The sequence below is a fragment of the Micromonospora sp. NPDC005197 genome (assembly GCF_040608295.1).
Taxonomy (GTDB): Bacteria; Actinomycetota; Actinomycetes; order Mycobacteriales; family Micromonosporaceae; genus Micromonospora.
Window position 1 is genome coordinate 1 of sequence record NZ_JBEXHY010000026.1, and the last position, 24,425, is coordinate 24,425.

A 24,425-nucleotide genomic window follows, 5' to 3' on the forward strand; every position below is an offset into this window, starting at 1 on the left:
CTCTTTTCTGTTCTGTTTGAGGGGGGCCGGGTGGCCCTCCCCGACCGGGTTGCTCGCGGGGGGGGGGCGGCTGGGGGCAAGAGATCCGCCCCGCGGCTCGGCCCGCTCGTCCCGGCAGCCGGCGGCGGTCAGCGCCGCGACCAGCACCAGCGCCGCCGCTCCCGCGCGGCGCGAACCGGCCCGACCCGACGAGGTACGACTCACGCGGTGCACTGTGCGCGCTCCGGCGGACGCGCGCAAGCCCGTACCCGTCGATGCCGCCGTGGGTGCGGCGCGGGCTCCGCTCAGCAGACCGGGTGGCGGGCCGGCTCGGGCACCGCGCCGCGGGCCGGCTCCATCGACGCGCTGCGCAGGATGCGCGCCCGGTCCGGCCCGTCGGCCACGCTGACCAGGAAACAGCCGGTGCCCGGGCGGAGCACGGCCGGCACGTCGAGCACGGCCGCACTGCGGATCAGCACGGCGGCCAATTCCCGGTCGGTGAGCCGCACACCGAGGATGTGCCGCCGCACGTGCCGCCCGCCGGCCAGCAGCGCCGAGCGCCACGCCGCCGCCGCGAGCCGGGACATCCACCGGCGGCGGGCCGGCGAGGCGCCCGGCACGGGACCGCCCAGCAGCTCCCGACGCCCCTGCCACCAACCGGCATCCACCATCCGGGCGTACGCCTTCCGGTGCTCCGGTGGCACCCAGAGCCGGTGCAGCTCGTAGCGGCGGCGCAGGCCGCCGACGGCCACCTCCTGGGTGACCGGAATGTCGAGGCGGGCGAGCAACTGCCGCATCCGCTGCGCGGCGTCCTCCCGGTTGAACTCGACCCCCGGCGCGTGCGACGGCAGCGCGGTGCCCGACCGGGCGCCGGTCGCCGGCGCCGTGCAGCGCAGCAGGCAGGCGGCCTCGAACGCGTCGCCCAGGGTCAGCCAGTCCAGCGGGGGTGGCGTCGCCGGCGAACGGGGCCGGTCGAGCAGGGCGGGATCGCGGGCCAACGGAGGCTCCCTTGTCGGAGTCTGGGTTCCCCTACCGTGGCCCCTGCGCGGCCGTTGCGGAACGCCTCCCGTCCAGCCTTGAGGAAAATTTGCGGCTCCCGCGCCGCTACAGGTCGGTGACCACCAGGTCCACCTGCCGGACCCGACCGGGGACGGCGGGTTCCTCCACCACTGTGTGCTTCAGCTCCCGCAGCGTGCCGATCAGCTCCGCGGCGGTGCGCGGTCGGGCCCCGGCGACCAGCAGGTCACGCACCAGCCGCCCCTTGGTCGCCTTGTTGAAGTGGCTCACGACCGAGCGGACCGGCACACCGTCGACCTCCCGCTCGTGCAGCACCCGTACGGTCACCGTCCGCTCGGCCAGTGCGCCGCGCGGCGTCCAGGTGGCGGCGTACGCGCCGGAGCGCAGGTCCAGCACCGGGCCCCGACCGGCCGCCTCGGGCAGGACCGGCGCCAGCTCCGCGCGCCAGTACGCCGACAGCGCCCCGACACCCGGCAGGCGCGCGCCGATCGGGCAGCGGTACGGCGGGATCCGGTCGGCGAGACGCACCGCCCCCCACAGGCCGGAGCTGATCAGGATCGACCGGCGGGCCGCCCGCAGCGCCGCCGACGGCAGCGTGGCCAGCTCCAGCGCCTCGTAGAGCACCCCGGTGTAGAGCCGCTCGGCCGGCGCGGTGGCCGCCGCGCGCAGCCGGGCGTTGCGGCGCAGCTCGCCCCGCTGGCCGTCGCTGAGCCCGAGCGCCGTCCGCGCCGCCTCCTCGTCCGGCCCGGCGCTGAGCGCGACGAGCGCGTCGAGCACCCGCTCGCGGGCGGGGTTCAGCTCCGGCAGCGAGAGCTTGTCGGGGGTCCACCGCCGTCCGGTGCCGGCGTCGGCCTTCCCCTCCGAGGGCGGCAGCAGGATGAGCATCGGGTCTCCTCGGGCGGGTGAAGCGGCAGCCCGGCCAGCGTACGACCCGCCGCTAGCGCCAGGGCCGCACCGGGGTGTCGGGGTGGTACACGCGATAGCCGCCCACCTCGCGCACCGGTGCGGCGTCGGGCCGGTCGGCGAGCAGCCGGCGCAGCCGCCGGTCCATCGGCGAGTCGATCTCCACCACGTAACCCGGCCGGGCGGCCCGCCCAACCTGCCGCCAGTACGGGCGGTAGCGGTTCTGCCCGGGGGACAGGTCCCCGTCGAGCACCCCGCAGACCACCGTCTCATCGGTGTTGAAGATCAGCCGGTTGCAGGTCCAGTAGTCCCCGTACACCTCGTGCGGCCCGTCGGCGCGCAGCGCGGCGGCCAGCTCCCGGGCCTGACGCTCCTCGGTCCGCGACGCGGCGGCGCCGGTGGTCGCGAAGAGCACGGTGACCACAAGCGTCGTCGCGGCCAACGCCGCCAGCACGGCGGTGGCGAGCGCGCCGGCCAACCGGCCGAGCACGCCCACCGTGCCCCGCCAGCAGGCCAGGGCCGCCACCCAGAGCGGCCACAGCACCGCCGGCAGCGACAGTTGCAGCACCGACAGGTAGCGGGCGTTGGCCAGGGGACTCGTCGCGGCGAGCGGGCTGCGGACGTACGACAGCAGGGTCAACGCCGCGCCGACGACAAGCGCGAGCTGCACCACCGGCCCGACCCGCGCGCCACGCGGCGTGCCGGCGACCGGCGTGCCGGGCCCCGCGGCCTGCCTGTCGCGCGGCATGCTGACGGCCCGGCGGTACGCGAGGAGCGCGAGCGCCGCGGCGGCCACCAGCAGCACCGGGTACAACACGCCGAACCACTGCTGCCACCGGCCGCAGCCGTCGACCGGGCAGAGCCCGTGCGCCAACGGCACCCCCTCCAGCAGGCCGCCCCGGATCCGGTCGGTCCACGACGGCAGCGGGCCGGCCTTGGTGCTGACCTCCCGGAACACCGTCAGCGAGTCCTCACCCGGCCCGGCGCGCAGGTTGTCGACGATCATCGGCGCGGTCCCGGCCACGAAACCCGCCACCAGCAGCAGCCCGGACCAGCCGAGCAGTTCCCGCCGCACCGCCCAGACCAGGGCCACCGTGGCCACCGCCAGGTACGGCAGGATCAGCCAGTCCGACCAGGCGGCCAGCCCGGCCAGCAGCCCGAACAGCGCGACGGCGAGTCGACGGTGGCGCACCGTCCCGGCGGCCAGCCCCACCGTGATCAGCAGCATCAGCAGCACCGCGGGCTTCACCTCCGGCCGGCCGCCGACCACTGTGAGCTGGTCGCGCACCACCCGCTCCGGGCCCAGCGCCAGCAGGCCGACGACGAGGACGGCGAACCACGGCGTGTAGAGCCGGCGGGTGAGCCGGTACACGAGGTAGAGGAAGACCGCGTACAGGGCGAGCATCGGCAGCCGCAGCACCGGCCAGCTCGGCCCGGCCACGGCGAGCAGCGGCGCGGCCAGGTACGACTCCAGCATGCCCATGTAGTGCTGGCCGTAGAGGAAGACGGGGTGTTCCCGGCCCTGCCCGATGTGCAGGGCGGCCAGCCCGAAGGTCGCCTCGTCGCTGTTCGACACCGGCACGGTGTACAGCGTGAGGACCAGCCGGTACCCGACACCGACCAGACCGAACAGCAGCGCGACGAGCGCCGGCCGGTCGAGTCGCGGACGCCACCGCCCGCGGTGCTGCTCTGGATGCGACACGACCACGCCCCCGTCGTCGTCCCGACCGGAGTGTTTCACGGACCACGAGCCGGTCGGGGTGGTTCCGCCCAGTCCGGACCGGCTCGCGTGGCCGTGACCGTCGACGTGTGGCAGGGTTGGCGCGTGCCACCCACACCCGCCGGCCAACTGGCCGTGCCGAACCTGCACCGGGCCGCGCGGATCGAGGACGCCGTGCACCAGCTCGTGGAGCGTCGGTTGCGGCGCACCGGCTGGCGGATGAACATCGTCGCCTACACCGGCTACGGCCGTCCGGGCTGGGTGCGGGTGATGTGCCGGGTGCTGCTGGGTCGTCCGGACACCCGCCAGCGGGGCCGGCTGGACAAGGTCCGGGGCTGGCGCAGCTTCGCCACCCTGCCCGCCAAGCACGTCACGGTGCAGATCGAGGCCGGCGGGGTGCGGCACGAGGCCCAGGCCGACCGCAGCGGTTTCGTCGACACGCTCGTCGAGGCCGACCTGCCGCCCGGGTGGGGCACCGTCCGGCTCAGCGTGGCGGACGCCGAGCCGGTCGACGCGCCGGTGCGCATCATCGACCCGGACGTGAAGTTCGGCATCCTCTCCGACATCGACGACACGGTGATGGTGACGGCGCTGCCCCGGCCGCTGCTCGCCGCGTGGAACACGTTCGTCCTCGACGAGCACGCCCGCAACGCGGTGCCCGGCATGGCGGTGCTCTACGAGCGACTGGTCACCGCGCATCCCGGCGCCCCGGTCTTCTACCTGTCCACCGGCGCGTGGAACGTGGCGCCGACGCTTACCCGGTTCCTGTCCCGGCACCTCTACCCGGCCGGGCCGCTGCTGCTCACCGACTGGGGTCCGACCGCCGACCGCTGGTTCCGCAGCGGCATGGAGCACAAGCGCTCCACCCTGGCCCGGCTGGCCAAGGAGTTCCCCGACGTGCGCTGGCTGCTGGTCGGCGACGACGGCCAGCACGACCAGGAGATCTACCGGGAGTTCGCCGCCGCCCACCCGGAGAACGTCGCCGGGGTGGCGATCCGCAGGCTGTCCCCGACGCAGTCGGTGCTGGCCGGTAGCCTGCCCGCCCCGGCCGGCCGCCCCTCGTCGGGGCCGGTGGGGCAGAAGTGGCTGTCCGCCCCGGACGGCGCCGGCCTGTGGCAACTGCTGCGCGACGCCGGCCTGGTCTGAGGCATTCGTTGCCGACCTAGCGGCCTTCGAACACGTCCTCCAGAACCAGTCTCGCCCGACCCGGCACCTCTTCCTCCGGGAAGATCTCGGCGCAGAGACCCAGGGCCTCCTCGGGGCTCGTGAGGCCGAGGTGGTCCACCAGGAAGCGGATGTCTTCGGCATCCCGACGTCGTGCGGCGAGGACTTTCATGGCGAGCAGGTGCTCCGGGGACGCCGCCGAAACCCGCAAGCCCGGATGATCGAAGACGCGTGGTGCCTCCGGATCCCCGCCAGCGGCGACGTACACGCTTGCCTGCTCGTTCAGCCACCACTGCGGCAGCCCGAGTTCATCGGCGACAGCCCGCGCTTCGTCGAGCACGATGCCGTGTGGCTGAAACACGGCATCGATGTCCCTGGTTGCCCGACGGGCGTCGTAAGCGAGTGCCATGGCAGCCCCGCCGAAGATGTACAGGTCGGCGACCACGCCCCGCCTGGCCAGCCGGTCACCGAGCCTGCGGAAGGCGTCCTCGATGGCAGTGCGGTCGAGCAGTGGGTCGTCGGCGCTCACGCGACCTTCAGCTCCTCTGGGGAGATGAACACCCCACGTCGCCGGAACGCCGCAGGCGCGTGCACCACGGCGTCGACGCGGGCAGCGCGGGTGTTGAAGGGGAACCAGAATCGCCGCAGCGACCGCGTCTCGACCCAGGCGGGTGCGCCGCGCCCGTCCCGGGCGGCAAGGTACTCCGTCAGTGCCGCGAGGAATACGTCCCAGTGGTCGTCACCTGTCGGGGCCGGCTCCTGGATCAGTAGGTCAGCACGATGCTCGGAAGGTTCCCAGCCGTACTCCTCCAGGAACTCCGCTACCAGCCGCCACCGCCTGGTGTCGTCGGCCCCGACGAGCAGGACGCCCAGGTGTGCCATCGTCATTGGCTCGTACCTCGTAGGACGATTGCTCACAGCATCAACGCTAGTACAAGGCTGCGCCAATCCGCCGCAAGGCCCTCCCTGTCGGGGGCAGAGCCAGACGGCACCGAGTGTGGCGGCCTGCGCGGGTGGGATAGTCATCCGGGTCTCGGCGCGGACCCCCCGAGGCCGCCCGCCAGATCCGACGCCGCTCCGGCGGGCGGCGGTGGGTTGCCAGGCTTCGCTATGGTCCATGGCGACCCGCCTATCCTGCGCCGGGGAAGCGGGGTGGATGGTGCTGCGCCCGATAGGCCCTTATCCCGATGTCGCGTGTCAACGGCTGGAATCGCCGGTTGGCTTGGCGGACGGTGAGGTCTTTTCCTCTTGATCGAACGTGGTGGTTCGGATTGACCTCGAGCGCTATTCAGCATCGGTACGTGGCGAGGCGTGGATCGTAAGGGTCGCCGTGCAGTAGGGCGATTACCGACAGTGTTTGGCGGCAATGACATGGCGCGGCGCGCAGTTTCCTTAGCGGTGGTGATGGCTGTGATCATGCTGTCGGGATGTGCGGCCAATGGATCGGATGACCCCAGCGGCAGGTCTGACGAGACGGCCGCGCAAGTCCTGGCGGCATACGATCTTCCCCTGCCCGAATGTGCGCGACAGGCAGCCAGCTTCTGGGACAGTCCGGACAACCTGAATAGGAGCCTTGTCTACAGAGGTTCCGTTGACTTGTCGTGTCTGGAGCAGGCGCTGGCGGTGGTCGGCGTCGATCGGGGCGAGTTGCTTCCATACACGCAGTTGCCGGCCTGGTCCGGGTCAATTGGGGAGAGGTTGCCCTCAGCGGAGATTGTTGGCACCACGACGATCGTTCCGGCAGCTGCTTCTCGCAAGGAGATGCAGGTGGACGTCCATCTCGTGGAATCGAGCCCTGCGTTGCTCTTCCTCCATGCGATCTGTAGTAGAGCCGCTGAAAATCGGCTGCGCCGGAGGCTTCCACCCTCTTGTCTGGTCAGGAGGCTGATGACGTGGAAGAGTTGACGGCTATCACGCAGACAGCAAGGTGGCGACTGGCGGTGCGGAGCTTCCGGCTTGCCCTCGTCATCTTTCCGTTGTTGATCATCTTGACGTTGCTGGCAGGGTTCGATGACCTGGAAACCACAGTCGAACCGTTGGCCGTGATCCTGTTCGTCATGGGCGGAATTGTGGTGATCACCGGATGGTTTGCGGCGATCCTGCTTGCCCGAGACACCACGAGGATGGCTGTGGGGAAGTCCGGGCTTGTCGATCCGGTTCGCACCTGGCTTATGATGCAGCACCTTGTCAGAGACATCTGCAACTTCCGAAGATGGTGAGACAGGTCGAGCCGGCTCTGGAAACAAGCTGCGCCTTGATCACTTGATGCTGACCAGTTCCAGGAGCCTCCTGGCAACTGGTCAGCATTAAGTGATTATGAGGCTGGGGGCGGTGCTCAGCTCTGGCGGAGCCAGACGACGCCCAGCGGGGGGACCTGGAGGGCCGCCGACGCGACCATGCCGTGCCAGGGCACGTCCTCGGCGTGCACCTCGCCCAGGTTGCCCACGCCCGACCCGCCGTAATGGTGGGCGTCGGTGTTGAGCACCTCCGCCCAGGTGCCGCCGGCCGGCAGGCCGATCCGGTAGTCGTGCAGCGGAGACGCGGAAAAGTTCGCCACGCACACCAGCGTCGAACCGTCCGGGGCGATCCGGACGAAGGACACGGTGTTGTTGGCGACGTCGTCTCCGGCGATCCAGCGGAACCCGGCCGGCTCGGTGTCCTGCGCCCACAGCGCCGGGGTGTCCCGGTAGACCCGGTTGAGGTCACCGACGAGCCGCTGCACGCCGGCGCGGGCCGGGTCGTGCAGCAGGTACCAGTCGAGGCCGCGCTCCTCGCTCCACTCCCGGTCGTCGGCCAGCTCGGAGCCCATGAACAGCAGCTGCTTGCCCGGGTGCGCCCACATGTACGCGAGCAGCGCCCGCACGTTGGCCAGCCGCTGCCAGGTGTCGCCGGGCATCTTGCCGGCCAGGGAGCCCTTGCCGTGCACGACCTCGTCGTGGCTGATCGGCAGCACGTAGTTCTCGCTCCAGGCGTACGCCAGGGAGAACGTCAGCTGGTGGTGGTGGTGCTGGCGGTAGATCGGGTCCTTCGAGGTGTAGAGCAGGGTGTCGTGCATCCAGCCCATGTTCCACTTGAACCCGAAGCCCAGCCCGCCGTCCGCGGTGGGGCGGGTGACGCCCGGCCAGGCGGTCGACTCCTCGGCGATCATCACGACTCCGGCGTGGTGCTTGTAGACCGTCGCGTTCACCTCCTGCATGAGCGCGATGGCCTCCAGGTTCTCCCGACCGCCGTACTGGTTGGGGGCCCACTGGCCCTCGTCGCGGGAGTAGTCCAGGTAGAGCATCGAGGCGACCGCGTCGACCCGCAGCCCGTCGACGTGGAACTGGTCGCACCAGTAGAGCGCGTTGGCGACCAGGAAGTTGCGCACCTCGTTGCGGCCGAAGTCGAAGACGTACGTGCCCCAGTCGGGGTGCTCGCCGCGCCGCGGGTCGGGGTGCTCGTAGAGCGGGGTGCCGTCGAAGCGGGCCAGGGCCCACTCGTCCTTGGGGAAGTGCGCGGGCACCCAGTCCAGGATCACGCCGATGCCGGCGGCGTGCAGGGAGTCGACGAGGTGGCGGAACTCGTCCGGGTCACCGAAGCGGGACGTCGGCGCGTAGTAGCCGGTCACCTGGTAGCCCCAGGAACCGCCGAACGGGTGCTCCATCACCGGCAGCAACTCGACGTGCGTGAAGCCCAGCTCGGTGACGTACGCGGTGAGCTGATCGGCCAGCTCGCGGTAGCCCAGGCCGGGCCGCCAGGAGCCGAGGTGCACCTCGTACACGCTCATCGGCTCCTGGTGCGGCTGGCGCTCGGCCCGGCGGGCCAGCCAGTCCGCGTCGTTCCACCGGTAGGTCGAGTGGTGCACCACCGACGCGGTGGCGGGCGGCACCTCGGCGTACGCGGCCAGGGGGTCGGCCTTGTCCCGCCACTTTCCGTCGGCGCCGAGCACCCGGTACTTGTAGCGGGCACCGACCCGGGCGTTGGGGACGAACAGCTCCCAGACGCCGCTGGAGCCGAGCGACCGCATCGGCCAGCCGTCGTCCGGACCCCAGCCGGTGAAGTCGCCGACCACCCGCACTCCGCGCGCGCTGGGCGCCCAGACGCTGAACGCCACGCCCTCGTCGAAGACCCGGGCGCCGAGCGCGTCCCACAGCCGCTCGTGCCGGCCCTCGCCGATCAGGTGCAGGTCCAGCTCGCCGAGCGTGGGCGGGTAGCGGTACGGGTCGTCGTGGACGGTGCCGTCGACCTCCACCCGGTAGTCGAGCACGGTGCCTTCGATGTGGGTCTCGAAGACGCCCAGGTCGTGCACCCGCTTCATCGGGTGCCGCTCGTCGCCGACGAGCAGCAGCACGTCGCCCGCGCCCCGGCGCATCGTGCGGATCGTCGTCCATCCGTCGGCGGGGTGCGCGCCGAGCAGCGCGTGCGGGTCGTGCGTCACGCCGGTGATCAGCTGGTCCATCGGTCGTCCTTCGGGGCGGCGTCGGTCGGTGCGGAGGCGGACGGGCGGGGCTTCGCCGAGCGGGCCGCGGATGCGCGGGCGGCCGCGGAGCGGGGCGGGGACGGGCGGGCCGCGGGCCGGCGCGCAGCCGCCGTCGTGCCAGCGCCGGCCGTCGGTGCCGGGCTCGTCGGTGCCGGGCTCGTCGGCGCGGTGCCGCCGGACAGGTCGTCCGGGACGTCGGCGACGGTGAGGTCCGCCAGCTCGGCGCCCGCGGGTGCCGGCGCGGCGGGCGGGGTCGGACGGCGGACGGTCAGCACATGCGCCGGTTGCAGGTACGGGTCGAGCCGCACCGCGTTGCGCTGACCCCAGTCGTAGCTGGTGCCGGTCAGCTCGTCGTACACGGTGAACCGCTCGTGCCAGTCGAACCCGAGCTCCGGCATGTCGAGCGTCGTGTTGCCCCACTGCACCACACGTGGGTCGAACGAGCAGATCACGATGACGGTGTTGCCGGTGTCCGGATCGTGTTTCGACCAGCAGAGCAGCGCCGGGTTGTCGATCTCGTGGAAGCGCAGGTTACGGAGCTGGTGCAGGGCCGGGTTGTCGCGGCGTACCCGGTTGAGGGTGGCCAGGAACGGCGCCAGCGAGCGGCCCTGCGCCTCGGCGCCGGCCCAGTCGCGGGGGCGCAGCTCGTACTTCTCGTTGTCCAGGTACTCCTCCGCGCCGGGGCGGGCCACGTGCTCGAACAGTTCGTAGCCCGCGTACAGGCCCCAGGAGGGGGAGAGCAGCGCGGCCAGCACCGCCCGGATCTTGAACATCGGCGGGCCGCCGTGCTGCAACGAGGAGTGCAGGATGTCCGGCGTGTTCGGCCAGAAGTTCGGCCGCATGTGGTCGGCCGACGCGACCAGCTCCTCGCAGTACTCCCGCATCTCGGCGGCCGTCGTGCGCCAGGTGAAATAGGTGTACGACTGCGTGAAGCCGATCTTGCCGAGCCCGTGCATGATGGCCGGCCGGGTGAACGCCTCGGCCAGGAACAGCACGTCCGGGTCGACCTTCTTGACCTCGGCGATCAGCCAGTGCCAGAAGTCGAACGGCTTGGTGTGCGGGTTGTCCACCCGGAAGATCCGGATGCCCTCGCCCACCCAGTGCAGCACCACGCGCAGCACCTCGGCGCGGATGCCGTCGGGGTCGTTGTCGAAGTTGACCGGGTAGATGTCCTGGTACTTCTTCGGCGGGTTCTCCGCGTACGCGATGCTGCCGTCGGCCCGGGTGGTGAACCACTCCGGGTGCTCGGTGACCCACGGGTGGTCCGGCGCGCACTGCAACGCCAGGTCCATCGCCACCTCCAGGCCCTGCGCCGCGGCCGCCTGGATGAAGGCGTGGAAGTCCGCCGGCGTACCCAGGTCGGGGTGGATCGTGTCATGGCCGCCCTCGGCGGCGCCGATCGCCCACGGCGAGCCCACGTCGGTCGGCCCGGCGGTGAGCGCGTTGTTGCGGCCCTTGCGGTTGATCCGGCCGATCGGGTGGATCGGCGGCAGGTAGAGCACGTCGAAGCCCATCGCCGCCACACCCGGCAGCCGCTCGGTGGCGGTGGCGAAGGTGCCGGAGCGCCCACCCGCCGCTCCTTCGGAGCGCGGGAAGAACTCGTACCAGGCCGAGAAGAGCGCCCGCTTGCGGTCAACCCAGAGGGTGTACGCCTCACCGGCGGTCACCAGCTCCCGCACCGGGTGCTCCCAGAGCAGGTCGGCCAGGGCCAGCGCCGGGTCGACCCGCTGCGGCAACGGCAGGTCGGTGTCGACAAGCGCGGTGAGCGCGTCGGCGACCCGGGGCCGGTCGGCGGCCGGCACCAGCTCCCGGGCGGCGGCGAGCACCCGGGCGCCCTCGGCCAGGTCGTTGGCCAGGTCCTCCGGACCCTGCCCGGCGGCGATCTTCTTGGTCACCGCGTTCTGCCAGGTCAGGTACGGGTCCTGGAACGCCTCGACGGCGAAGGTCCAGGAGCCGACGGCGTCCGGTGCGATGGTGGCGTGCCAGCGGTCCTGGCCCGGTTCGCCGGGGCGCATCCGGGTGAACGGGCGTTGCTCGCCGTCCGGGCCGGCCCACACCACGTTGCAGCCCAGCGCGTCGTGCCCCTCCCGGTAGGCGCGCGCCGACACCGGGACCGGCTCGTCGACGACTGCCTTCGCCGGGTACCGCCCGCACGAGACGACGGGGGAGACGTCTTCGATCGGGAACCGTCCTGTCACCCCGCCAACCTACTGTGCGAGATCCCTTCGCGCGCGGCCAAGCACCCCGCTCAGCCCCCTGCGCGGTTCATCGGACGCACCGCGTAACGGTGGGTGTCACGTATCGTTCGTATTACGTGACGGAGGTACAGAGCATGCGGTTGAACAGCAAGGGCCAGGTGACCATCCCGGCCGCGCTGCGAGCCCGTTACAACCTGCACGAGGGCGACGAGGTCGACGTGGTGGAGGAGGGCGGGGCCCTGCGCATCGTGCGCGTACACGGCTCCGACACCCGGGGTCAGCGACTCGTCCGCCACATGCGCGGTCGGGGCAGCGCCAAGGAGACCGAGCACATGTCCACCGAAGAGTTGATGGAGTTGCTGCGTGGCGAGTGAACGGCTCCGCGCGGTGCCGTCGCGTGCATCCGACGCGGTGACGACCCTGGTCGACACCAATGTGCTGCTGGACATCCTGACCGACGACGCCAAGTGGGCGGAGTGGTCCGGCGCCGCCCTCGCCGAGGCCCGCGACGCGGGCAACCTGGTGATCAACCCCATCGTGTACGCCGAGGTGTCGGTCCGTTTCGCCCGCATCGAGGAGTTGGACGAGGCATTGCCGGCAGGGGACTTTCTGCGCGAGGAGCTTCCGTACCTGGCCGGCTTCCTCGCCGGCAAGGCCTACGCGCGGTACCGCAAACTGGGTGGCACGAAGCGGTCGCCGGTAGCCGATTTCTACATCGGCGCGCATGCCGCCGTGTGCCGGTACCACCTGCTGACCCGTGATGGGGCGCGATACCACACGTACTTCCCAACCCTGACGCTGATCACGCCGGTCGACTGACCGCCCCGCCCCGCCCCGCTCCCGGAGCGCAAGCCAAGATCCGCACGCCTTCGGGGAAACTGCTGCCTCAACGCGCGCCGACGCAGCAGTTTCCCCGAAGTTGCGCGGATCTTCACGAGGAGCCTGTGGTTTCAGGCGAGCGGCGACGATCCGTGGCACCTCAGCAGCATCACCCTCGGCGTGTCGCACTGCTCAGCTGACAACGATCAACGAAGTCGGGGTATGTCCTCAGGCTCAGGCGGGCGGGTTCGGCGCCACGAACGAGCCCTTGCCTTGGCGAGTGACGATCCAGCCTCGCTCCTCCAAGATCCGCAGGGCGTAACGCACCGGCCAGGCGCTCGACTGGTACTGCTCTCGCATCTCGGCGATGGAGGGCAGCTTGTCGCCCGGCTGCAACGTGCCGGCCTGAATCGAAGCAGCAACGTCATCGATGATCTGCTCGTACAGCGGTGCTTGCGGCATGGTGGCGCCACCTCTCGTCAGCGCACCGATCTTCGCACTGTGGGTAACTCACCGTGCATGCTCTGTTGACTGTGAAGGCAGTGCCTTCTAAGTTGAGGGCAGGGGATCTCTCGTCAGCAGCGGAGTTCCTCCTGGCAGGGCGGGGCGGTTCCCCCGTGTCGCTCCGCCCTGACCTGCGTCGTTACCACCCCTTCCGCCATGTTCGAGGAGGCACAGTTGGACGAGCGTTCTTCGGATGGGCCGTTGCCGCCGGCGTACCCGGTTGCCGGCGGCCGGCCTCCGCAGCCGGACGGAGACCGGGTGCCCTGTCCGCCGCACCCGACGCGGGCGCCGCTCACCCGGCGGCAGTACACCTACGGACTCGTGATCGCGGTGGTCGTACTCCTGTTGTTTGTGGTCGGGATCGTGCGGTGAGCGCGACGGGCCTGCGGTGAACGAGCTGCCGGTGGGTCGCCGGGTCGCGCAGTGGCGGGTGCGGCGCAACATGACGCAGCAGCAGTTCGCCGACCGGCTCGGCAAGTCGAAGAGTTGGGTGGACAAGGTCGAGCGTGGGGTACGCCGGTTGGAGCGGGTGTCCAACCTCCGGGAGATCGCCGAGACGCTCCGCATCGACGTGGAGGTCCTGCTGGCCACCCGCTCAGCCCGTCCGCAGCCCGTCGCGGCCGGGGTGGACGGGATCCGGGCGGCGTTGGCCCGATACCACCTGCCGGGCTCGACCCAGACGCCCTCCGCCGAGGAGCTGCGAGCCCGTCTGGACCACGCCGACCAGAGCTACCGGCATGCCCGGTACCCGGCGCTACTCGCCCTGCTACCCAGCCTGCTCGACGCCGCACGTGCGACGCAGGCCGCCCGCGCCGGCGGGGCGGGCGACACACTGCTGGTGTCGGTGTACGCGCTCATCGCCCTGGCGCTGGTGAAGGTCGACCAGGGAGAGCTGGCGTGGCTGGCGGCCGACCGTGGGATCGCCGTCGCCTTCGCCACCAACGATCCCCGGCTCTCCGGTGTCGCCACCGTGCCGTTGAGTCAGGCCCTGCGGTCCCGGGAGCGTCGGCGCTCGGCCGCGGACGTCGCACTCCGAGCCGCGCACGGGATCGAGGCGTCCGGTGCTAATTCCCCGGATGCCGCATCGCTGCGCGGGACGTTGTTGATCCAGGCCGCCCTCGCCGCCGCGCGCGGGGGAGGAGCGCGCAACGCCCATCAGTCCCTCGACCGGGCCGCAGAGCTGGCCCGCACCGTCGACCGCGGTGGTGGCTCCGCTGGGTGTACTGACTTCGGGTCGGCGGCGGTGGAGGCAGCCCGGGTGGTCGTCGAGGCGGCGCTCGGAGATGTCGCGGTGGCGACGGTCCGGCATGAGCGGCTGCTCGCCACCGACGGGTGGCGGTGGCTGTCACCCGAGCACCGGGCCGCGTACCTGCTTGATGTGGCGCGCGTGTACATCCGGGGTGGCGACATGCTCCGGGCCGGCCGCGCGCTGCTCGACGCCGAACGCACCGCGCACGGTGAGGTGCACGACCGGCCGGCGGTGCGGAAGCTGGTTGCCGTCGTGTGGCGGTCCGCCGATGCGCCCACCGGCCTGGCCCAGCTCGCCGCCACTCTCGGCGTCGCCTGACGCGCTGACGGTGAGCCGTTGGTTAGTTGCGCCGGTGGTAGTGGTTGCGGCGGGGGAGTTGTTCGGGGTCGAGCCAGGCGGGCGGAACGAACTCGGGGTGGCCGTCGCCGCCGAGGTGGACGGTCCAGTCACCGCGGTGGACGTGTTGGTGGTGGTGGCCGCAGAGCAGCACCGCATTGTCGAGGCTGGTGTCGCCGCCGTCGGCCCAGTGCCGGATGTGGTGGCCGTCGCACCAGCGGGGTGGGCGGTCGCAGCCGGGGAACGCGCAACCCCGGTCGCGCAGGACGAGGGCGCGTCGCAGCGGGCCGGTGATGAGGCGGCGTTGCCGGCCGACGTCGAGGACCTGGCCGACGCCGCCGAGGACGGCGGGGAGGATGGCGGCGTCGCAGGCGAGCCGACGCACGGCCTCGGGGGTGAGCTGAAGGCCAGTGTCAAGGGCTCCGGCGCCCAACTGCCGGGCCAACGCGTCGTAGCCGGTGGTGATGACGACCTGCGTGGGGTCACCGCCGTGCTCGGGCAGCTCGCCGGTGCGCAGGGCGAGTCGGCAGACGTCGGCCAGGGCGTCGTGGCGGCGTTGGCCCGGGGTGCGGGTGTCATCGGGGCCGCCGGGCGTGGTGAGCGGGTCGATGGCGGCGCGCAGCAGGGCCGCAGCCTCAACATCGAGAACGCCGGTGAGGCGCAGCCGACCGTCGGGCTGCTCGCTCACGGTGACGTGCCGGTCGCGGGCGGCCCGTGACTCCTGCGCCCGCAGCGCCGCATCGGCGGCGGCGTCGGCGACCTCTGGGGCGACGTGGTCGAGGATGCGGGTGCCGAGCTTGCGCAACAGGGCGGCGTCGAACTGCGCCGCCCAGTCGACGAGGACACCGACGGCCTTGTCGGCGGCCTCCGCGCCGGCCGTGGCGTGAACGGTCTCGACCGTCTCGGCGATGACCCGGACCTGTTGCACGTCGACCACTCCGCCGGCCAACGCGTCACGCACCCCGGCCGGGGCAGCATCGAGCGTCGCAGCCAGCTCGACCAGACGACGGGCGGCACCGACCCCGAGGCGCAACCGGCCACGCAGCCACACGGCCGTCGAGGACGCGCCCTGCGTAGTCGCGGTGCCTCGACCGTCCAGCTCGCGCACGAGGGTCAACTTGACCGCGGCCAGGCGTTGCTCAAGGCGGTGCGTCGCATCCAGCGCCGCCACGAGATCGCGCTCGTTGGCAGCCCAGGCGGCCGTGTCGAAGCAGGCCGCCACGGCGGCCTCGGCCTGCTCCAACGCATCGATCACAGTAGGAGACTAGAACACCTGTACGACACTTTCCGGAGACCGTTCGTGGTCCCGTCGGAGCGGATCGCCACCCCGTCGAAACGCGCGGAGGTGACGTAGCCTCCCGCCATGATCGAACGGGTGAAGGTCGCGGTTGTCGGTGTCGGCAACAACACGTCGGCACTGGTGCAGGGGCTTGCTCTCTACCGCCAGAGCGGCAGCCTGGTCGGCATTCGCCGGCCGATGATCGACGGGCTCGGGGTGGGGGACATCGACGTCGTGGCGGCTTTCGCCACCTCCGCGGAGAAGATCGGCCGGGATCTGACCGAGGCGATCTTTCTGGCGCCCAACAACTTCCCTCGGCTGGACTGCGACCTGCCCGAAGCGGGTGTGCCGGTCACGAAGGGCCTCGTCGACGCGACCGAGGTGCAGCGGGTGGCAGCGGCGCTGGCAGGGGCGGAGGTGCTGCTCTACTCGGCGCCGAGCGGCCGGCCAGAGACCGCCCAGGCGTACGCCGAGGCAGCTCACACGGCGGGTGTAGCCTTCATCAACACCACCTCCGACCCGGTCGCGCGCGATCCACGCTGGATCGACAGGTTCGCGGCAGCCGGTCTACCGCTGCTCGGCGACGACCTGGCCAGCCAGTTCGGCACCTCGGTGCTGCACAACGCGCTGCTGCGGCTGCTGGCGGAGCGGGGCCTCACCCTGGTCAGCTCCTACCAGGTCAATCTGGGCGGCACCGAAGACTTCCGCAACCTGGTCGAAAACCCCAACACCAAGAAGCAGTCCAAGCTCAACGCCCTGTCGGGCGCTGACAGCGTCGAGGTCGCCCCGCTCGGGTACCTGCCGCATCTCGCGTCGCAGAAGGTGGCCCACCTCAACCTTGAGGCGCAGGGTTGGGGTGAGACAGCGGTGAGCCTCGACGTGAAGCTGAAGGTGCACGATCCGAGTGGCGCTGCGGGGGTCAACATCGACCTCATCCGCATCGCCGCCAGCGCGCTCCGGAACGGGCGTGGTGGTTACTGCGCCGAAGCGACGTCGTTGCTCAAGTCGCCGCCGGGGACGGCGATCTGAGGCCGGGGGTGAGCAGGCGTTTCATCCGCTCGTACTCGGCGGTCATCTCCGGGGTGGCGAGGACGTCGTCGAGGTCGGCCGAGACCTGGAAGTCGACCTCCTCGACGGAGCGGATGGCCAACTCGTACAGCTCCTCGCGCCGGTCCTCCTCCAGGTAGGTGGTCCAGTGTTCGAGCGCGGTGAGGACGATCAGGATCCCCTGATCCAGGTCGCCGTCGGCGAGGATGCCCGCGTCGATCCGCGTCAACCGTGCGCGGAGCTCCGTCGCGTCGGCCGTCCGGACGTTCTCGCGGGCGCTGGTTAGCGCCGCCCACGCGTCCTCGGTCAGTTCGTCGTCCGAGGCGGTGTCGAGCAGTTCGCTCCGGACCAGCCGGGTGACCGTCTCCAGGCCGAAGACGCGCAGCTTGGCCTCGTCAGCCTCGACGACCAACTGGAGGATCGCCGCTTCGAGTTCGTCGTACCGCATCTCGCCGGCTCCCTCAGGCCGCGCCGACGGAGCGGTAGACCTCCAGGGTCTGGCGGGCGATGGCGTCCCAGGAGAAGTGCTCAACGGCGCGCCGACGGCCGGCCAGGCCGAACCGCTCGGTGCGGGCCGGGTCGGCGAGCAGCGTGTTGATCGCCGACGCCAGGTCGGCCACGAACCTCTCCGGCCGCAACGGCGTCCCGGAGCCGTCGGTGGCCTGCTCGATCGGCACCAGCAGGCCGGTCTCGTCGTCGGCCACCACCTCGGGGATGCCGCCGGTGGCGGTCGCCACCACAGCCGTCTCGCAGGCCATCGCCTCCAGGTTGACGATGCCCATCGGCTCGTACACCGAGGGGCAGACGAAGACTGTCGCGTGGGTGAGCACCTGGATCACCTCGGGCTTGGGCAGCATCTCGGCCACCCAGACCACGCCGGAGCGGTTGGCCCGCAGCTCGGCGACCAGCTCTTCCACCTCGGCGGCGATCTCGGCCGTGTCGGGTGCGCCGGCGAGCAGCACGAGCTGGGTGTCGGCCGGCAGCTCCCGGGCCGCCCGCAACAGGTACGGCAGGCCCTTCTGCCGGGTGATCCTGCCCACGTACACCACGCTGGGCAGCGCGGGATCGATGCCGAGCCGCTCCAGCACGTCGGTGCCGGAGTCCGGGGCGTACTGCACGGTGTCGATGCCGTTGTAGACCACCCGGACCCGGTCCGGGTCGATCTGCGGGTAGGCGGCGAGCACGTCGTTGCGCATTCCCGCACTGACCGCGATCACCGCGTCGGCGGCCTCCATCGCGGTGCGCTCGATCCAGGAGGAGAGCGTGTAGCCGCCGCCGAGCTGCTCGGCCTTCCACGGTCGCAGCGGCTCCAGGCTGTGCGCGGTCAGCACGTGCGGCACCCCGTGCAGCAGCTTCGCGGTGTGCCCGGCCAGGTTCGCGTACCACGTGTGGCTGTGCACCACGTCGGTGCCGGCGGTGCCGGCGGCCATCTCCAGGTCCACACCCATCGTCCGCAACGCGGCGTTCGCGCCGGTCAGGCCGGGCGGATCGGCGTACGCCGTGACGCCCGGCTCGGTGCGCGGCAGGCCGAAGCAGTGCACGCGTACGTCGGTGAGGTGGCGCAACTCCCGGGCCAGGTACTCGACGTGCACGCCCGCGCCGCCGTAGACCTCCGGTGGGTACTCGCGGGTGAGCAGATCGACGCGCAGCGGGGTGGGTTCCGTCATGACCCCGCACCCTAGTGCAGAAGACTCCCCGTACGAGTGGTGAAGTGCGACGCGGGTGGATAGCGTCTGGGCATGGCTGCCAAGGTGCTCGCGATCGTCCTGGCGGGTGGGGAGGGCAAGCGCCTGATGCCACTCACCACGGACCGGGCCAAGCCGGCCGTCCCGTTCGGCGGGATGTACCGCATGGTCGATTTCGTCCTCTCCAACCTGGCCAACGCCGGCTATCTCAAGATCGTCGTGCTGACCCAGTACAAATCCCACTCCCTCGACCGACACATCACCAAGACCTGGCGGATGTCCACCCTGCTCGGCAACTACGTCACCCCGGTGCCCGCGCAGCAGCGTCGTGGTCCGTGGTGGTTCGCCGGCTCGGCCGACGCCATCTACCAGAGCTTCAACCTCATCAACGACGAGCAGCCCGACTACGTGATCGTCTTCGGCGCCGACCACATCTACCGGATGGACCCGCGGCAGATGGTGGAGGACCACATCGCCTCCGGCGCGGCGGTCACCGTCGCCGGCATCCGTCAGCCCCTCTCGATGGCCGACCAGTTCGGTGTCATCGAGGTCGGCGAGGACGGCCGGAAGATCCGTGCGTTCCGTGAGAAGCCCACCGACGCGGTCGGACTGCCGGACGCGCCCGACGAGATCTACGCCTCGATGGGCAACTACGTCTTCACCACCCGCGCTCTGTGCGAGGTGGTCGAGCGGGACGCGGCGGACAAGTCCAGCAAGCACGACATGGGCGGCAGCATCATCCCGATGCTCGTCGAGCGGGGCGAGGCGAACGTCTACGACTTCCGTGACAACGAGGTGCCGGGCAGCACCGACCGGGACCGCGGCTACTGGCGCGACGTCGGGACGCTCGACTCGTTCTACGACGCGCACATGGATCTGATCAACGTGCACCCCGTCTTCAACCTCTACAACTTCGAGTGGCCGATCTACACGGAGCAGCCGCCGTGGCCGCCCGCGAAGTTCGTCCACCAGTGGGGTGAGCGGGTCGGCCGCGCGGTCGGCTCGATGGTCTCGCCGGGTGTGGTGATCTCCGGCTCGCTGGTGGAGAACTCGATCGTGTCGCCGAAGGTGCGGGTGCACTCCTGGGCGCACGTCGAGGGCTCGGTGCTGATGGAGGGTGTCGAGATCGGCCGGCACGCGGTGGTTCGCCGGGCCATCCTGGACAAGAACGTGTTCGTCCCCGAGGGCGCCGAGATCGGCGTCGACCTGGAGAAGGACCGGCAGCGTTACACCGTCTCCGACAACGGCATCGTGGTGATCGGCAAGGGCCAGCGGGTCGAGCTGTGACCGTCGCACTATCAAGGAGGTAGACCCCGTGACCCATCCCCGTGCCGGCCAGCCCGCCGAGCCCGCCGACCTGGTCGACGTGCCGCGCCTGGTGACCGCCTACTACGCCGAGCATCCGGACCCCGCGGACCCGGCGCAGCAGGTGTCCTTCGGCACCTCCGGCCACCGGGGCTCCAGCCTGCGCAACGCGTTCAACTCCGACCACATCCTCGCGGTCACCCAGGCGCTCTGCGACTACCGGCGGGAGCAGGGCCTCGACGGCCCGCTGTTCCTGGCCCGGGACACGCACGCGCTCTCCGCGCCGGCCGCCGTGGACGCGCTGGAGGTGCTCGCCGCCAACGGGGTCACCGTGCTGGTCGACAGCCGCGACGGCTACACCCCCACCCCGGCGCTGTCGCACGCGATCCTCACCCACAACCAAGGCCGCACCAGCGGGCTCGCCGACGGCATCGTCATCACCCCGTCACACAACCCGCCCGACGACGGGGGCTTCAAGTACAACCCCACCAACGGCGGGCCCGCCGACACCGACGTCACCCGCTGGATCCAGGACCGCGCCAACGTGATCCTCGCCGCCGGGCTCAAGGACGTCCGCCGGATCACCTACGCGCGGGCCCGGGCCGCCGACACCACCGGTGAGTACGACTTCCTCGCGCACTACGTCGACGACCTGCCGGCGGCGATCGACATCGACGCCATCCGCGACGCCGGGGTGCGGATCGGCGCGGACCCGCTCGGCGGGGCCAGCGTGGCGTACTGGGGCGAGATCGCCGAGCGGCACCGGCTGGACCTGACGGTGGTCAACCCGACGGTCGACCCGACCTGGCGGTTCATGACCCTGGACGGGGACGGCAAGATCCGGATGGACTGCTCCTCGCCGAACGCGATGGCGTCCCTGATCGCCGCCCGCGCCGACTACCAGATCTCCACGGGCAACGACGCCGACGCCGACCGGCACGGCATCGTCACCCCCGATGCCGGCCTGATGAATCCCAACCACTTCCTGGCGGTGGCGATCGGGCACCTGTTCCGCACCCGCGCCAACTGGGGTCCGGCCGCCGCGGTGGGCAAGACCCTGGTCTCCTCCTCGATGATCGACCGGGTGGCCGCCGACCTGGGCCGGCCGCTGCTGGAGGTGCCGGTCGGCTTCAAGTGGTTCGTGCCCGGCCTGCTCGACGGTTCGGTCGGCTTCGGCGGTGAGGAGAGCGCCGGGGCGTCGTTCCTGCGCCGCGACGGCTCCACCTGGACCACCGACAAGGACGGCATCCTGCTCTGCCTGCTGGCCTCCGAGATCCTGGCCACGACCGGGCGCAGCCCGAGCGAGCACTGGGCGGAGCTGGCCGAGCGCTTCGGCGCGCCCGCGTACGCCCGGATCGACGCCCCGGCCACCCGGGAGCAGAAGGCCGTGCTCGCCAAGCTCTCCCCGGACCAGGTCGACGCCACCGAGCTGGCCGGTGAGCCGATCACCGCGACCCTGACCACCGCCCCCGGCAACGGCGCACCGATCGGCGGCCTGAAGGTCACCACGGAGTCCGGCTGGTTCGCCGCCCGCCCGTCCGGCACCGAGGACGTCTACAAGATCTACGCCGAGTCCTTCCAGGGCCCGGAGCACCTCCGCCGTCTCCAGCAGGAGGCCCAGGACCTGGTCACGCAGGTTCTCGGCTGAGCGGTCGGGCTTCTACCTCGAACGCGGCGGGGCCGACGCCAGAAGGCGTCGGCCCCGTTTCCGCGAGGTCAGCGAGCCAGCGGTACGCCCCCGCGCCGTTGGGGGAGCGAGCCGTGCGGGCTGCCACAGAGCCGGGCGAGCTGATCGACGACCTTGGCAGGTTCGTCGAACGGATCCAGTCCACTGACCTCGAGGGGGTCCAGGGCCGGAACGGTCACGTGCGAGATCAGCGGGTGCAGTGGCCGGTGGTCGGCCTCGCCCTGACCGAGCAGGTCCTCGTGCAGCTTCTCCCCCGGGCGTAGCCCGGTGTAGACGATCGGGACCGGAGTGGCCGACCGCTCGACCATGCGGCGGGCGAGGTCGTCGATCCGGACCGGCTCGCCCATGTCGAGCACCAGGGCCTCCCCGTCGCGGCCGATGGCGGCCGCCTGGAGGACCAGGTGCACCGCCTCCTGCACCGTCATCAGGTACCGGGTCACGTTGGGGTCGGTGACTGTCAGCGGCTGCCTCGCCTCGATCTGCCGTTGGAAGGCAGTAACCACCGAGCCCCGGCTGCTCAGGACGTTGCCGAACCGGACGCTCAGGAAGGTGCCCGGGTAGGTCGCCGCAGCGTGCGCGGTCAGCATCTCGGTGATGCGCTTTGAGTAGCCGAGCACGCTGATCGGGTCGGCGGCCTTGTCGGTGGAGATGTTGACGAAACGGGCGACGTCCCGGCACGCGTCCAGCACGCTGAGCGTTCCCCAGACGTTGGTCTTGACCGCCTCGCCCGGGTGCCGTTCCAGCAGGGTCAGGTGCTTCAGCGCGGCGGCGTGGAAGACGATCTCGGGGCGGCGTTCCCGCATGATGCGTCGGATACCTTCGTCGTCCCGCAGGTCGGCGAGGATGAGTTCGGGGCCGTCCAGCAGCGCACGTCCGGTGAGCGACATCTGGAGGCTGTGCAGGGCCGACTCGTCCCGGTCCAGCATCATCAGCTCACCGGGGTTGGCCCGCATGATCTGCCGGCACAACTCCGAGCCGATCGAGCCTCCGGCGCCGGTGACCAGAACGCGTCGACCGGTGAGCCCGTTGTCGTCCAAGGTCAGGTCGCCGACCACCTGGCGTCGGCCAAGCAGGTCGCTGATCTGGACGTCCCGCACGTCGCTGACAGTGATCCGGTGATCCACCAGATCCCGGACCGGTGGCAGGACCTTGAACGCTGCGCCGGTGCGCAGGGTCGCCTCCCGCACCTCGCGGATCAGCGTGGCGTCGGCGTTGGCCACCGCGAAGATCACTGTGGTGGCGCCGGTGCGGCGGATCACGTCGACGAGGTGCTGTCGGCCGCCCAGCACCGGGACACCGGCGATGCGGAGGTCGTGTTTGCCCGGGTCGTCGTCGAGTGCGCCGACGGGCAGGTAGCGGCCCTTCGGGTCGCTGAGCATCGCGCGCACCAGCCCCTGCCCGGCCTCGCCGAGGCCGAAGAGCAGCACCGGGGTGGCCGAGCGGGCGTCCGGTCGCATCGCACGGTCCCGTCGGTGGCGGTGCAGGAGCCGGCAGCTGAGCATCAGCAGCAGCGCCAGCGCGGCACCGATCACCGGGGTGCTGGCCGGCACCGGGCGTTCGCCCAGCGTGAGAAGGGCGACGAGGACGATCGCCGCGGTGGTGGCGGTGGTGCCGGCGAGGCCACGAACCTCCTCGACGGTGCCGAGGGGTTGACGACCGGAACGGATGCGACGCAGCGCGCTGACGCCGACGTGCAGCACGGCGGCCCCGCCGCCGAGCAGTACCGCGTTGACCGCCTGGTCGATGGTGAGAGCCAACTCGTACCTCGCCCAGCCTGCGACCGTGAACCCGCCGACCCAGCCGAGGGCGTCGGCGGCGAGGAAGACGGCGGTCCGACGACGACTCACCCTGGCCCGGCCGGTGGCTGGTGATGTCGTTGGCTCAACCCGTTGTATCTCCGGCGGCATCTACGACTCCCTGTCCTGTCCGTGGCCGGGGGTGACCCAGGGCAGGTCAGGGGGCCACACACGTCCCCTAACTGCTTAACGGATTTTGCGACACGGAATCCGGTTTTCACATTTCCATAACCGTTTGTCTGATTCAGTGTCGGGAAGCCCGACGAAAGTGCCGTTACCGGCGAGGCTCCTCGCGGCGGCCGAGCTGGCGACGCAGGCTCTCGGGAAGCAACTCGCGAAGCTGCTCCGGCAACAGGGGAAGATCCAGCAGCCCCAGCTTGAGCTGATTGCGTTCCTGGTGGCGGCGCGGATCGAGGCGGACCACCAGGCCGGCGCCGTGGCGGTAGTGCACCTCCACCGCACCCGTCGTCGACCTGTTGCGGATCACCCGCCCGTCCACCTCCACCGAGACCGGCCCGGACCCGGGCCGCAGGTCCAGCCGCACCGTCTCCTCCGGCGAGAGCACCACCGACCGGGAGATGCCGGCCATCGGAGCGCTCGGCGTCACCACCACGGCCCGCGTCGCCGGCGAGATCAGGGGTCCACCGGCGGCGTAGCTGTAGGCGGTCGACCCGGTCGGGGTGCACACGACCACCGCGTCACAGCGGTAGTAGCCGTACTGTTGCCCGTCCACGCTCAGGTTCGCGCTGACGAAGCCCTGCCCCGGATGGCGGACCAGCGCGATGTCGTTGAACGCGACGACGTCGTCGCCGCACACCGTGCAGGCCAGGCAGCTGTGTGCCTCGATGGTGTACTCCCCGGTCAGCAGTCGGGCCAGCGCCGCCGGCAGGTCCGGCGGTTCGACCTCCACGAGGAACCCCAGCTTGCCCAGGTGTACGCCGAGCACCGGCTTCGGGTCGTGGACGGCCAGCCGCAGCGCGCCCAGCATCGTGCCGTCCCCGCCGATGGCGACCAGCATGTCCGACCCGGCGGCCAGCTCCTCCTCCGGCACCCCCCGGACCGGCTCGGGCACCCGGTGCCGGTCCTGTTCGCGAACCGCCAGGACGGCGTGGTGCTCGGCGGCCCAGGCCACGATCGTGCCCACCACCGGGGACACGTCCCGGGTGGGATGGAGCACCAGCCCGAGCCGGAACCGATCCATGTTCCCAGCTCATCACAGTTTGGGCGGCCGCACGGGCCGACCCGCGACGACCGCGTACGCAAGGGCGTTTCGCCCGG

At 71.2% G+C, this 24,425-nt stretch carries 21 protein-coding genes and 1 pseudogene; 8 read left to right on the plus strand and 14 right to left on the minus strand.

Annotated elements, in window-relative coordinates; genetic code table 11:
- From ABZU46_RS12125 to ABZU46_RS12140, 4 genes and pseudogenes are all read right to left on the minus strand, one after another.
- A pseudogene (locus tag ABZU46_RS12125) lies at positions 1–204 on the minus strand (hypothetical protein); the annotation flags it as partial.
- 80 nt (positions 205–284) lie between these two features.
- Positions 285–977 (minus strand): hypothetical protein, encoded by a 693-nt coding sequence (locus ABZU46_RS12130; RefSeq protein ID WP_354856698.1) that lies wholly within the window; start codon positions 975–977, stop codon positions 285–287.
- Between the two features lie 106 nt (positions 978–1,083).
- Complete coding sequence (gene yaaA / locus ABZU46_RS12135; RefSeq protein ID WP_354856700.1) at positions 1,084–1,881, minus strand: peroxide stress protein YaaA; 798 nt, start codon at positions 1,879–1,881, stop codon at positions 1,084–1,086.
- A 52-nt stretch (positions 1,882–1,933) separates the two neighbouring features.
- Complete coding sequence (locus ABZU46_RS12140) at positions 1,934–3,640, minus strand: hypothetical protein (RefSeq protein ID WP_354856702.1); 1,707 nt, start codon at positions 3,638–3,640, stop codon at positions 1,934–1,936.
- An 84-nt stretch (positions 3,641–3,724) separates the two neighbouring features.
- On the opposite strand from ABZU46_RS12140, the gene ABZU46_RS12145 reads away from it, so the two are divergent.
- The gene (locus ABZU46_RS12145; protein ID WP_354856704.1) at positions 3,725–4,765 is read left to right on the plus strand and encodes a phosphatase domain-containing protein; all 1,041 of its coding nucleotides are present in this window, start codon (positions 3,725–3,727) and stop codon (positions 4,763–4,765) included.
- Positions 4,766–4,781: 16 nt separating this feature from the next.
- Here ABZU46_RS12145 and ABZU46_RS12150 read toward each other — a convergent pair whose 3' ends face one another.
- Positions 4,782–5,312, minus strand: a complete 531-nt coding sequence (locus tag ABZU46_RS12150; protein WP_354856705.1) for a DUF6036 family nucleotidyltransferase — start codon at positions 5,310–5,312, stop codon at positions 4,782–4,784.
- The gene (locus ABZU46_RS12155; RefSeq protein WP_354856706.1) at positions 5,309–5,671 is read right to left on the minus strand and encodes a hypothetical protein; all 363 of its coding nucleotides are present in this window, start codon (positions 5,669–5,671) and stop codon (positions 5,309–5,311) included. The genes ABZU46_RS12150 and ABZU46_RS12155 overlap by 4 nt, the downstream gene beginning before the upstream one ends.
- A 1,004-nt stretch (positions 5,672–6,675) precedes the next feature.
- Between ABZU46_RS12155 and ABZU46_RS12160 the strand changes: the two genes are divergently transcribed.
- The gene (locus ABZU46_RS12160; RefSeq protein WP_354856707.1) at positions 6,676–7,002 is read left to right on the plus strand and encodes a hypothetical protein; all 327 of its coding nucleotides are present in this window, start codon (positions 6,676–6,678) and stop codon (positions 7,000–7,002) included.
- A 116-nt stretch (positions 7,003–7,118) separates the two neighbouring features.
- On the opposite strand, the gene glgB is transcribed toward ABZU46_RS12160, so the two are convergent.
- A complete protein-coding gene (glgB, locus tag ABZU46_RS12165; protein ID WP_354856709.1) occupies positions 7,119–9,221 on the minus strand; it encodes a 1,4-alpha-glucan branching protein GlgB in 2,103 nt (700 codons plus the stop codon).
- Positions 9,209–11,440: a maltotransferase domain-containing protein gene (locus ABZU46_RS12170; RefSeq protein ID WP_354856710.1), complete on the minus strand. Its 2,232-nt coding sequence runs from the start codon at positions 11,438–11,440 to the stop codon at positions 9,209–9,211. Before ABZU46_RS12170 ends, glgB begins: the two co-directional genes overlap by 13 nt.
- Before the next feature lie 116 nt (positions 11,441–11,556).
- Here ABZU46_RS12170 and ABZU46_RS12175 point away from each other — a divergent pair, with 116 nt between their 5' ends.
- Positions 11,557–11,814 (plus strand): AbrB/MazE/SpoVT family DNA-binding domain-containing protein, encoded by a 258-nt coding sequence (locus ABZU46_RS12175; protein ID WP_354856713.1) that lies wholly within the window; start codon positions 11,557–11,559, stop codon positions 11,812–11,814.
- Positions 11,804–12,259 carry a type II toxin-antitoxin system VapC family toxin gene (locus ABZU46_RS12180; RefSeq protein ID WP_354856715.1) on the plus strand — a complete coding sequence of 152 codons (456 nt, stop codon included), beginning with the start codon at positions 11,804–11,806 and terminating at the stop codon, positions 12,257–12,259. The genes ABZU46_RS12175 and ABZU46_RS12180 overlap by 11 nt, the downstream gene beginning before the upstream one ends.
- A 234-nt stretch (positions 12,260–12,493) precedes the next feature.
- On the opposite strand, the gene ABZU46_RS12185 is transcribed toward ABZU46_RS12180, so the two are convergent.
- Positions 12,494–12,721, minus strand: coding sequence for a winged helix-turn-helix domain-containing protein (locus ABZU46_RS12185; RefSeq protein WP_354856718.1), 228 nt, complete (start codon positions 12,719–12,721; stop codon positions 12,494–12,496).
- 430 nt (positions 12,722–13,151) lie between these two features.
- Between ABZU46_RS12185 and ABZU46_RS12190 the strand changes: the two genes are divergently transcribed.
- Entirely contained in the window at positions 13,152–14,330 is a 1,179-nt protein-coding gene (locus tag ABZU46_RS12190) for a helix-turn-helix domain-containing protein (protein ID WP_354856720.1), read from the plus strand.
- 22 nt (positions 14,331–14,352) lie between these two features.
- On the opposite strand, the gene ABZU46_RS12195 is transcribed toward ABZU46_RS12190, so the two are convergent.
- Positions 14,353–15,603 carry a DUF222 domain-containing protein gene (locus ABZU46_RS12195; RefSeq protein ID WP_354856722.1) on the minus strand — a complete coding sequence of 417 codons (1,251 nt, stop codon included), beginning with the start codon at positions 15,601–15,603 and terminating at the stop codon, positions 14,353–14,355.
- 108 nt (positions 15,604–15,711) lie between these two features.
- Here ABZU46_RS12195 and ABZU46_RS12200 point away from each other — a divergent pair, with 108 nt between their 5' ends.
- Positions 15,712–16,656 (plus strand): inositol-3-phosphate synthase, encoded by a 945-nt coding sequence (locus tag ABZU46_RS12200; protein ID WP_354856725.1) that lies wholly within the window; start codon positions 15,712–15,714, stop codon positions 16,654–16,656.
- On the opposite strand, the gene ABZU46_RS12205 is transcribed toward ABZU46_RS12200, so the two are convergent.
- Together ABZU46_RS12205 and glgA are read right to left on the minus strand one after the other, a co-directional pair.
- Positions 16,628–17,122 (minus strand): hypothetical protein, encoded by a 495-nt coding sequence (locus tag ABZU46_RS12205; RefSeq protein ID WP_354856727.1) that lies wholly within the window; start codon positions 17,120–17,122, stop codon positions 16,628–16,630. The two genes, ABZU46_RS12200 and ABZU46_RS12205, sit on opposite strands and share 29 nt — an antisense overlap.
- A 13-nt stretch (positions 17,123–17,135) precedes the next feature.
- Positions 17,136–18,341, minus strand: a complete 1,206-nt coding sequence (gene glgA, locus ABZU46_RS12210; protein WP_354856730.1) for a glycogen synthase — start codon at positions 18,339–18,341, stop codon at positions 17,136–17,138.
- Positions 18,342–18,413: 72 nt separating this feature from the next.
- On the opposite strand from glgA, the gene glgC reads away from it, so the two are divergent.
- Both glgC and pgm read left to right on the plus strand, forming a co-directional pair.
- A complete protein-coding gene (gene glgC / locus ABZU46_RS12215) occupies positions 18,414–19,646 on the plus strand; it encodes a glucose-1-phosphate adenylyltransferase (protein WP_354856733.1) in 1,233 nt (410 codons plus the stop codon).
- 28 nt (positions 19,647–19,674) lie between these two features.
- On the plus strand, positions 19,675–21,312 hold the full coding sequence (gene pgm, locus ABZU46_RS12220; RefSeq protein ID WP_354856734.1) for a phosphoglucomutase (alpha-D-glucose-1,6-bisphosphate-dependent): 1,638 nt from the start codon (positions 19,675–19,677) through the stop codon (positions 21,310–21,312).
- A gap of 68 nt (positions 21,313–21,380) precedes the next feature.
- Here pgm and ABZU46_RS12225 read toward each other — a convergent pair whose 3' ends face one another.
- Together ABZU46_RS12225 and ABZU46_RS12230 are read right to left on the minus strand one after the other, a co-directional pair.
- A complete protein-coding gene (locus tag ABZU46_RS12225) occupies positions 21,381–23,258 on the minus strand; it encodes a nucleoside-diphosphate sugar epimerase/dehydratase (protein ID WP_354856736.1) in 1,878 nt (625 codons plus the stop codon).
- 163 nt (positions 23,259–23,421) lie between these two features.
- Positions 23,422–24,348: an NAD(+)/NADH kinase gene (locus ABZU46_RS12230; protein ID WP_354856738.1), complete on the minus strand. Its 927-nt coding sequence runs from the start codon at positions 24,346–24,348 to the stop codon at positions 23,422–23,424.
- Positions 24,349–24,425: the final 77 nt, after the last annotated feature.

Coding starts and splice junctions, on each gene's coding strand:
- yaaA (WP_354856700.1), bottom strand. CDS start 1,881: ATGCTCATCCTGCTGCCGCCCTCGGAGGGGAAGGCCGACGCCGGCACC.
- ABZU46_RS12155 (WP_354856706.1), bottom strand. CDS start 5,671: ATGACGATGGCACACCTGGGCGTCCTGCTCGTCGGGGCCGACGACACC.
- glgB (WP_354856709.1), bottom strand. CDS start 9,221: ATGGACCAGCTGATCACCGGCGTGACGCACGACCCGCACGCGCTGCTC.
- ABZU46_RS12185 (WP_354856718.1), bottom strand. CDS start 12,721: ATGCCGCAAGCACCGCTGTACGAGCAGATCATCGATGACGTTGCTGCT.
- ABZU46_RS12200 (WP_354856725.1), top strand. CDS start 15,712: ATGATCGAACGGGTGAAGGTCGCGGTTGTCGGTGTCGGCAACAACACG.
- ABZU46_RS12205 (WP_354856727.1), bottom strand. CDS start 17,122: ATGCGGTACGACGAACTCGAAGCGGCGATCCTCCAGTTGGTCGTCGAG.
- glgA (WP_354856730.1), bottom strand. CDS start 18,341: ATGACGGAACCCACCCCGCTGCGCGTCGATCTGCTCACCCGCGAGTAC.
- glgC (WP_354856733.1), top strand. CDS start 18,414: ATGGCTGCCAAGGTGCTCGCGATCGTCCTGGCGGGTGGGGAGGGCAAG.
- ABZU46_RS12225 (WP_354856736.1), bottom strand. CDS start 23,258: ATGCCGCCGGAGATACAACGGGTTGAGCCAACGACATCACCAGCCACC.
- ABZU46_RS12230 (WP_354856738.1), bottom strand. CDS start 24,348: ATGGATCGGTTCCGGCTCGGGCTGGTGCTCCATCCCACCCGGGACGTG.